Raw genomic sequence first — 8172 nt, 5'->3', positions numbered from 1 at the left:
CTGCCCAGTCCTCCACGTTCAGCACCCTCCAAGAGTCCGGAGGGGTCAAGATTCGGAGACTGCCAGGGGGTCAGTTTTCACGAAGCAGCGACAACTGCCGTCCGGGCTTTCTTTTCCTGCTCACAGTGGACTTCCCTTGTTTCAGGTTCGAATGCAGACTGCGGGCGAGCGCCCTAAGACGACGGACCGACAATCGCCGCCCGCCCGATAGGGGGATACGGTTCGACGGTTTCCCGGGGGTCGGCGGAAGCCGGCGTTACGGAACCAAGCAGCGCGCCAGCGGACAGGCTGACGAGCTGCGTGGTGGTCGATGTCTATTCGGGTGGCTGCCTGATGGCCCAGCCAGTCGACTCATGTGCCCCGAACAGGAGCGTTCATCGTCGTCGACGCGACGGCGCCTCACTTCGAGGTTGCCTCTGCCGCTCTGCGCGGGTGCGGCGTAAGGCGAGGCCGAGTGGATGTGTTCACGCTGCCGCAGGCGGCGGCTGGGCCGTCAGGGGCCTGATGCGCACCATTCCTGGGAACGGCGGCTCGGGTGGGGCCAGGTGAACCGCCGTGGCCTTCCCGCCATCCCGGAAAGCGGCGTAATGGGGTGCCAGGGCTGTCAGAAGTCGCTCTGCCACATCCACACCCTCGTGATGGCCCCATGGGTCCGGGCCCCAGTCCCCTTCGTCCCCGTGGAGCGTCCATTCCTCAAAGTTGATTTCCTGGCTGAATGACGGGTACAGATATAGTTCCAGCTCATTGTGGTCAGAGATCACGACGGCCGTCTCGTGGGCTGGGTCGTGGAAGAGCTGGGCAATCAGCTCGGTCGCCTTCTCAGCCTCGTCGTGAGCCCTGAGAAGCCCAAGCACCTCGTCCTCTGGAATCAGTCCAGCCACTGCCCTGACGAGGCTGTCCGCTGCATCTCCTGCGTGGTAGGCGGCACGGATCCGGTACCTCAGGTCTCGGCGGACGTCGTCGAATCCGCGGACCGCGGCACGGAGGTAGGCGCGCGCAACTGTGGACGGATCGGGGGAGTGCGTACTGAGGTGGCACCACAGGTCCGGATCTGTGCTGCGTTCGAGCAGCCTGACCCTGACGTCCATCGTGCCCTCACGTACGACGCGAGCTAGGTACTGCTCGTCGATGACGGAGTCCAGCGCGTCCTCGAGATCGAGTTCGGCGCACTCGTCAGGAGTGCGCGGACACATGCTGTCTTCGTCCCATTCTTGGATGCAACGGACGTCGGAACCGTAGGGGGCGAGGGCCTCGTCGTAGCGGTACCAGGTGCCCTCCTCACGGTGTGGTTCAGGGAAACGCACCTCCAGGACGGTCTGGTACTCGTCCATGTGCTTCATCCTCTCCTGCGGCTGCTGCGGTTGGTCGCGTCGGATCCGGCGGGTGGAGCGTGTTGGAGCGAAACGGTCGGAGCCGGGGTTCGTGCACGGGTGGATCCGGTTCCTGCAACGAGCGCGTGATCCGAGGGGATGCGCGTCAGATCTGCAGAATCGGATCGTCACAGAAACGCCCTACCAGTTGGTCGTCGAGGAGCTCTTCGGTGATGGCTTCAGCGCCGGTCTCGATGGCTTCCTGCGCGGCCATGCAGATGAGGAGCGACAGGGGTTTCATGTAGCCGCCGGTGCGGCGGTGCAGGTGTGTGGCCAGGTTGAGCAGGTCGCCGGGTGTGTGCTGGTGCAGGCGTAGGTTCTGGTCGAAGGCTTTGACGATCTCGTGGAAGGTCGTGTGGTCGTCGGTGCTGTAGGGAATGGGCAGCACGGCCAGGGTGGGGATGCCGCCGGATCCGCCGTCGGTAGGGCTGGGACGCCTGCCTCGGCGGACATCGTTGACGACTTCGCGGGAGCCGGGACCGCAGTAGACGAAGGAGACGTTGCATTCGTCGGCGAGGTAGCCGAAGTAGTCGAAGGCTGTTTTCAATTCGGAGTTGTCCAGCCGGTCGATGCCGTCGACGAGGACCAGACGGGTGCCGCGGGTCTTCATGACGTGGCAGACGGGGCCGGTCATGTCGGTGCTGCGCTGGCCGCTCTCGGGGTCTTTGGTGTGCTTGTGGCCCAGAAACTCGGCGAACGGGATCGACATGTCCAGTTTGCTACCTGGAGCCAGCGGGGTGTTGATGTGGATGACCGGGATCCGTTTGGGGTCGGCAGGCAGCCGGTCACGGATGATTCCCTCGTAGGCCCGGCCGATCTGCCGCAGCACGGTGGTCATCCCGGTCTCGCCCGGCCCGTCGACGGCCAGGTGCAGCGGGCCCTCGCTGCGGGGCCCGCCCACCAGCCACAGCCGCCGTGCGACGGCGACCGCTTTCTTCAGTGCCGGAGTCTGCACGGTGCGCATCGTGGCGTGGTAGCCAAGGCGCCGGTCGTCGGGCCCGACAGTGGGCTCTGGTTGCGGGCAGGCCGCCAGGTCGGGCGGATCGATGACGCGGTCGAGCTGGGCCTGCCAGCCCAGCCGGGTGGTGGGCGGCAGGAACCGCCCGGCGACGTCAGGGGTTTCGGGGAAAGGCACGGCAAGCGTCCTCGGGGGCAGCCGACGGTGATCGGTGCGGGGCATCTGCGCCGGCACCGCTCACAGACGGGAAGGAGAGTTAGGACTGTTCGGTGGATGCGGGGCCAGAACCGTTGCCGCAGCCATCGCCTGCCTGGGGCGTGTCCGGCGGGCTGCCGGGCAGCGCGAGGCGCACCGCCGGCGCGCACAGCTCGCGCGGGTTGATGTCCATGACGGGCAGGCTGGCGACGCTGTGGTAGGCGGGGGCGGGGATGCCGCGGTAGGGGTCCTGGACCGGCGTCGGTCCGACGTGCATGCCGCGCTCGACGGGGGCCGGCTGCGGCGTGGCGGTGCGGGAGGGGCCGCGGCCGGCGCGCTCCAGCAGGGAGCGCACCAGCCGGGCGATGGCCGTCTCGTCGCGGCTGTGGCCGCCCTTGTCGAGGTGGGCGGCGGTTGCCTGGTCCCAGACGTCTTCGCTCCAGGCGTCGCCGATCAGCCGCTGGTAGACGAAGTCGGCCTGCGCCCAGGTGTTGTCGCGGTAGTCCTCGAGCCAGACCTTCTCCGGCTGGTGGGGGTGGTACCGCACCGGCCACCGCTGGCCCTTGCCCGGCAGACCGGAGAGCGTGTTGCGGTAGCCGTTGAGGGCGCGGCTGTCGTAGGTGCGGTTGTTCAGACGGATGCCCTTGTCGGTGACCTTCACCCAGGCGGTGGGCAGCAGCCGCAGCCGGTCCTCGGCGCTCAGCCGCAGGGGAACGTAGCCGCTGCTGGCGACGTGGGCGGCGAACACTTGGTTGGGGGTGCGCGGCGGCATCGAGGGCAGGAACGGGTTGCGCAGTTCCTCATGCGGGCGCTGCTGCCAGCCCAGGGCGATCCACTGCTGCAGGAAGTCGTTGAGCTGGTCGATGCGCCACAGCCGCTCACCAGCGACGTGCTTGCCGCGGTGGGTGAGGTCCTTGCCGGTGTAGCCGGGCAGGAACTGGCTGAAGAGGCTTTTGATCGAGCCGAAGGTCCGCTCGATGATCGCTTTGTGGGTGGGGGAGTTGGCGCAGGCGGGACGTACGGAGATGCCGAGCTGGGCGCAGGCGTTCATGAAGGCCCGCCCGGCGAACACCTTGCCGTTGTCCATGATGATCATTTCCGGGATGATCACTGGCCGGGCGGCCGCGCCTTCCATCCGCTCGTCGGCCTCGACCAGCTGTGCGTAGGGCAGATCGGACCCCTTCGCGGCCGCCTTGAGCGACCAGTGCGGGCGCATCGGCTGCGGGGTGCACATCTCGGCCAGCAGCAACAGGGCGTCCACGGCCTTGGTGGCCCGCCCGCCGTGGCGGCGGGAGTGGGGACCGGTCTTGGTGCCGCTGGATTTGGGCCGGATGACTGCGGCCAGGATCGTCCGGCTGACCACGTCGATGGCTGCGGTCAGCTCCACCGAGACGGCGCGTCCGGTCTCAGCCAGCGCGAGCACGTCCAACGAGGTAGTGTCGATCTGAACCTGCTCGCCCGGAGCCGTGGCCATAGCCAGCGTGAACGGCGGATCCGGGCGGTGGCTGCCGTCGCCGCGCCGGGCGGCGGCCTGCTTTCCGCAGAGGATCCCGAGCCGGTCCAGCAGCCGGTAGAACGTTGCCCGGGACGGCATCAGTTGTTCCGCCCGCTTCTTTTTGAACTTCCGCACGCACGCCCTCCTGAGCAGCTCAAACAGCCGTGACCTGGTCCCGATGGACTTCTTCTCCTGCCGCTTGTGCACCTTCCGCAGCAGCGTGACGACCTGTTCGTCGACGCGGCCCTGCCGGCTCCTACCGCGCACCCGCCGTTTGTCGACCAGCCCCCACACGCCCTGCTCCAGCCAGGCCAGGCGCTTGCGTTCCACCGTGGCCGCCGACACCTGGTGATGCGCCGCGCACAGTTCGGCGGCCTTGGCCGCATACCGGTCGCGCAGAGTGGTGCGCTCGGGGTCGTAGCAGGGACGCGGAGCACTGCCCGGGGCGGCGAATCCGGGCAGTCCGGTGTGCACTTCCAGCACATGGTCGAGCCAGAAGTCGGCCTCCTGGCGGGCCTGGTCCGGCAGCCCGTCGAGCAGGTCCGCGCCGCCCAGAGGCCGGCGCGCGGGTGCCGACGGCGGGGCGGGGACCTCGTCGTGCGTCGGCGCGTCCGGTCCGTCCAGCACGCGGAAGCCGGGGGAGCGGTGCAGCGCGTCCAGCAGCACGACGGCGTCCTCGCCGTCGGCATGCCGGCTGAACAGGTGCACACTGGTGCCCTGCAGCGCCGCCACCAGATACGTTCCGCCGCGCCAGTGAACAGCGCTGCCTACCGCCACGACCTGCGGCCGGGCCGACGCGTGCACCGCCATCAGTGCTCCCCCTGCGGCGACCACACCAGGGAGCGGGCGGGCACGAACGGGGCGCTCCAGTCGATGAGCAGCTCGCGCGTCCAGACCAGATGCAGCGCACGGGCGACTGTTACCAGTTCGGGTAGGTCGCTGGCCCTGATGCCGTCGGCGAACGGGCGAGGCTGGGCGAACACCTGGTGCAGTGCGCGTGCGGTGTCCACATCCGCCAGCCGTGCATGCCGGTAGCGGGCCAGACGCCGCCGATTCGTGACCGTGGCCGCGTCATCCGCGCCCGGATGCACTCGCACCTCCCAGTCGGCCTGCTCGCTGGCCGCCTTCAGGAGCCTCGAGGTCTCCTCCCACCCGCCCGCGGCCCGCTGCGCCGGCCGGCACACCAGCAGCCTCGCCCGCCCGTCGGCGAGCCGGGCGAAGAAATCCGGCACGTATCCCTCCGTGCTGCCCGCCCAGGCCAGCCGCACCGGCCAGCCCGCGAACGACACCACTTGTGGCTCGAACTCCAAGGACAGCGCTGCTTCCAGGGCGCCGAGGCTGGCGCAGCCCGCGTGCCGGGCCTGTCCGGCCGGCCGCCACCACGTGGCGATCGCTTGTCGGCCCCGGTACCGGTTCGGTCTCCACACTTCGCCCCGCTCTTCCAGCCGCTCCTGACGGACCTGGCTCACGGGTTTCTCCAGCAGCCGCCCGGCGGGGGACAGGAACTGCGCACACACCACCTCAGCCACGGCAAGACCTTCCCTGACGGCGAAAGCACGGATATCGCCCGTGTGATCGATCCGGGCGATGCCGATCACCGTGGCCGCTCGGCGCGCGTGGGGAAAGCGGTCCAGGTCGAACACCCTCGAACGAGTGAGCGCGCGCCGCCTCCTGTGCGCCGGTCGATCACACGGTCGAACATTCCGTTGTGCCAGGTGAGACCACGTCTCGAAGGCAGGGAAGGGGGCGCAAGACAATGCTCGCCGCGCGCCTCGCTCGAATGGGCAGATTTTCGGCCCGCACCCGCACTGTCTTCGCAGGCCGACAGCCAGCGAAACGTTCTTGCGTGTAACGCGGGTCCTTTGCGGTTTCCTGCATGCTGCGCTGCCAAGCGCATTCGCCGACCAGCAGCGCCGCATCCGAGATCAAGCACCAGTGGGGGAGCCGACCCAACCGTGGACGGACTATTCGACTTCGACGCCATCCCAGAGCCCGGACCGACGTCCGGCGGCCTGCCCGAGCCGGCACAACGGCGCAGACTGCGCCGCGAATCCGGCCTCTCCCTGCACCAGATCGCCGGCGCCTGCGGCGTGAGCGAGGACACCGTCCGTGCCTGGGAACAGGGCAGTACCACCCCGCGCGGCGACAACGCAGCCGTTTACAGCCACCTGCTGACCGCTCTGGACTCCCGGCTGCAGGGCGGCACCGCCGCGCCACAGCCCCCGCCTGCCCAGACGCCGGACTGGGCAGCCCTGGGCGCCCTTCGGCACGAGATCCCTACCCGGGCAGCGGCCCACGCACCGTGCCGCCGCTGCCAGCAGCTCACGCACCACCGCGTCGGCGGCCACCCCCAGCACCTGGGCACCCGCTGCCCCGCGCCTGACGCCGGGCGAGCCCACCCCACCGCGCCACCGCAACCGACCCCGGCTTGGCCCACCGCTGCGGCCCCCGCACTGCCAGCGCAGCCTCCACCCAGCCCTCCGGTGCGCCTGGCCTATCCACCGATGAAGGCCAGGGGCATCTCCGACGGCCCCCTGGCCGTCCTCGACGCTGGCCCGTCAGGGCTGATCGCCTACCTTGCCGACGGCCGCCCCCGGGCCTGCCCCGCCGACGACCTGCACGGGCTGCTGGCCTGGGCCGTGAACACCCCGCTCGGCGCGGCCCCCGTCCGCCGCGAAGCCCTGCCGCCCGCCCCCCTGCTGGTGCTCACGTCCACCGCCCGAGCCCGCCTGGCGCTGCCCGCCGACCTGCCCGACACGCCCGCACGGCACCCGCGCAGCAACCACCCGCTGCTGCAGCAGGTCCGCGCGATCGGCTGGCAGACCGACGCCGACGGCCTAGGCCCCTGGACGCGCCTGCACCCCAGCACCGGCGATCCCGCCTGCGACAGCATCCGCCTCGCCGCCACCGACTGGGGCGCCCTGCACCACGACGCCTGGAACCTGCCCGAACAACTCACCCCTGGCGAACTCGCCGCCACTCTGGGCCAGTACACCGCGCTCGTGCGCACCCCGTTGGGTCCCCCGGGAGCCTGCGGCCACCAGCTCATGCGCGACCTGCGCCCGCCCGCACACCGCCACGCCGTCACCGGCGCCTTGCTCAGCGTGGGGGTGCGGGGAGCCCTGACGATGCCCGTTGACCCGGCCCCCTGCGAGGCTCCGCCAGGCCACCAACTGGCCAGCCACCGCTCAGAGAGGGACGCCCTCGCCGACACCGACATCGACTGGTGGCGTCATCCCGCACCCGACGAAGCCGACCGCGCATACGTGGTGTGCCTGGCGGTGAACCTGCTCCACCTCGCCGGCAGCAATGAGATCCGAGTCACCGACGGACCGGCCCACCACGTCCACCACCCGCCCTTCGACCCCAAGCGGCCCGGCAGCTGGCTCATCGACCTCTCAGCTGTCCCCTCGCACCCGATGCTGCCCCCAGCCTTCGCCGGTACGGGTCTGGCCTGGCACACCACACCCGCCGTCGCCTACGCCGCGCTGCGCGTGGGCGCAGCCCAGCTAAAACCCGTCCAAGGCTGGCTGCGCTCCGGCCCGACCGGCCCCTACCTGGCCCCGTGGTACGACCACCTGCGCCTGGCCCGCCTGGCCGTCCTGGAACGCCTCGGCATCAACGCCACCATGGAGCCCCCCGACCTGCTGGCCGCCCTGGCCGACCTGCCCGAGGCCGACTCCCTGCAGCGGGCCCTGCTGCACGCCCTGCACGCCACCGCCCAAGACGCCTTCACGGCCCTGGCCCAGCCGCCCACCCAGCCCGACCAAGCCGCGCTGACCACCTGGCCCACCCCGAAAGAGCCCACCTGGCGTCCCGACCTGCGCGCCGCGGTCATCGCCAACGCCCGCGCCAACCTCCACCGCAAGCTCGCCCGCACCTCCCGCAGCGGCTACTTCCCCCTCGCGGTCGCCGGCGACCACATCGTGTACGCCACCCGCACCCCGCACCTGACCGAGATCACCGACACCCCCTGCAGCGACTTCCGCATCGGCATCTCACCCGGCCACGTCCGTCCCATCGCGGTGCGCCCCCTGCACTGGTACACGGCTCGCTGCGCCGAGGGAACAAACCCCGCACAACTACTGAAGGACACCTGCCCGTCATGGTGACCGCCCCCGCCCGCGGCATTCCTTGCCCGCCGCGGCCCGTCT

5 protein-coding genes and 1 pseudogene are annotated in these 8172 nt (G+C 70.3%); 2 read left to right on the top strand and 4 right to left on the bottom strand.

Going from position 1 to position 8172, the window contains the following annotated elements; genetic code table 11:
* Positions 1 to 464 precede the first annotated feature (464 nt).
* From AB0E62_RS37885 to AB0E62_RS37870, 4 genes are all read right to left on the bottom strand, one after another.
* Positions 465 to 1331 carry a hypothetical protein gene (locus AB0E62_RS37885; protein WP_362204964.1) on the bottom strand — a complete coding sequence of 289 codons (867 nt, stop codon included), beginning with the start codon at positions 1329 to 1331 and terminating at the stop codon, positions 465 to 467.
* Between the two features lie 145 nt (positions 1332 to 1476).
* Complete coding sequence (locus tag AB0E62_RS37880; RefSeq protein ID WP_362204961.1) at positions 1477 to 2505, bottom strand: ATP/GTP-binding protein; 1029 nt, start codon at positions 2503 to 2505, stop codon at positions 1477 to 1479.
* A gap of 79 nt (positions 2506 to 2584) precedes the next feature.
* Positions 2585 to 4828, bottom strand: a complete 2244-nt coding sequence (locus AB0E62_RS37875) for a Mu transposase C-terminal domain-containing protein (RefSeq protein ID WP_362204958.1) — start codon at positions 4826 to 4828, stop codon at positions 2585 to 2587.
* On the bottom strand, positions 4828 to 5661 hold the full coding sequence (locus tag AB0E62_RS37870) for a TnsA-like heteromeric transposase endonuclease subunit (protein ID WP_362204955.1): 834 nt from the start codon (positions 5659 to 5661) through the stop codon (positions 4828 to 4830). Before AB0E62_RS37870 ends, AB0E62_RS37875 begins: the two co-directional genes overlap by 1 nt.
* On the opposite strand from AB0E62_RS37870, the pseudogene AB0E62_RS37865 reads away from it, so the two are divergent.
* Both AB0E62_RS37865 and AB0E62_RS37860 read left to right on the top strand, forming a co-directional pair.
* A pseudogene (locus AB0E62_RS37865) lies at positions 5590 to 6165 on the top strand (helix-turn-helix transcriptional regulator); the annotation flags it as partial. The gene AB0E62_RS37870 and the pseudogene AB0E62_RS37865 overlap by 72 nt on opposite strands.
* A 357-nt stretch (positions 6166 to 6522) precedes the next feature.
* Positions 6523 to 8130, top strand: a complete 1608-nt coding sequence (locus AB0E62_RS37860) for a hypothetical protein (protein ID WP_362204973.1) — start codon at positions 6523 to 6525, stop codon at positions 8128 to 8130.
* Positions 8131 to 8172: the final 42 nt, after the last annotated feature.

Origin of the sequence: Streptomyces sp. NPDC038707, from assembly GCF_040636485.1 — a bacterium.
Taxonomy (GTDB): Bacteria; Actinomycetota; Actinomycetes; order Streptomycetales; family Streptomycetaceae; genus Streptomyces.
Note: the sequence above shows the minus strand (reverse complement) of the source record. Positions and strands in the feature narration are given on the sequence as shown.

What these genes read in the sequence shown, in the direction of transcription:
- AB0E62_RS37885 (WP_362204964.1), bottom strand. Translation starts at nt 1,331, where the DNA reads ATGGACGAGTACCAGACCGTCCTGGAGGTGCGTTTCCCTGAACCACAC.
- AB0E62_RS37875 (WP_362204958.1), bottom strand. Translation starts at nt 4,828, where the DNA reads ATGGCGGTGCACGCGTCGGCCCGGCCGCAGGTCGTGGCGGTAGGCAGC.
- AB0E62_RS37860 (WP_362204973.1), top strand. Translation starts at nt 6,523, where the DNA reads ATGAAGGCCAGGGGCATCTCCGACGGCCCCCTGGCCGTCCTCGACGCT.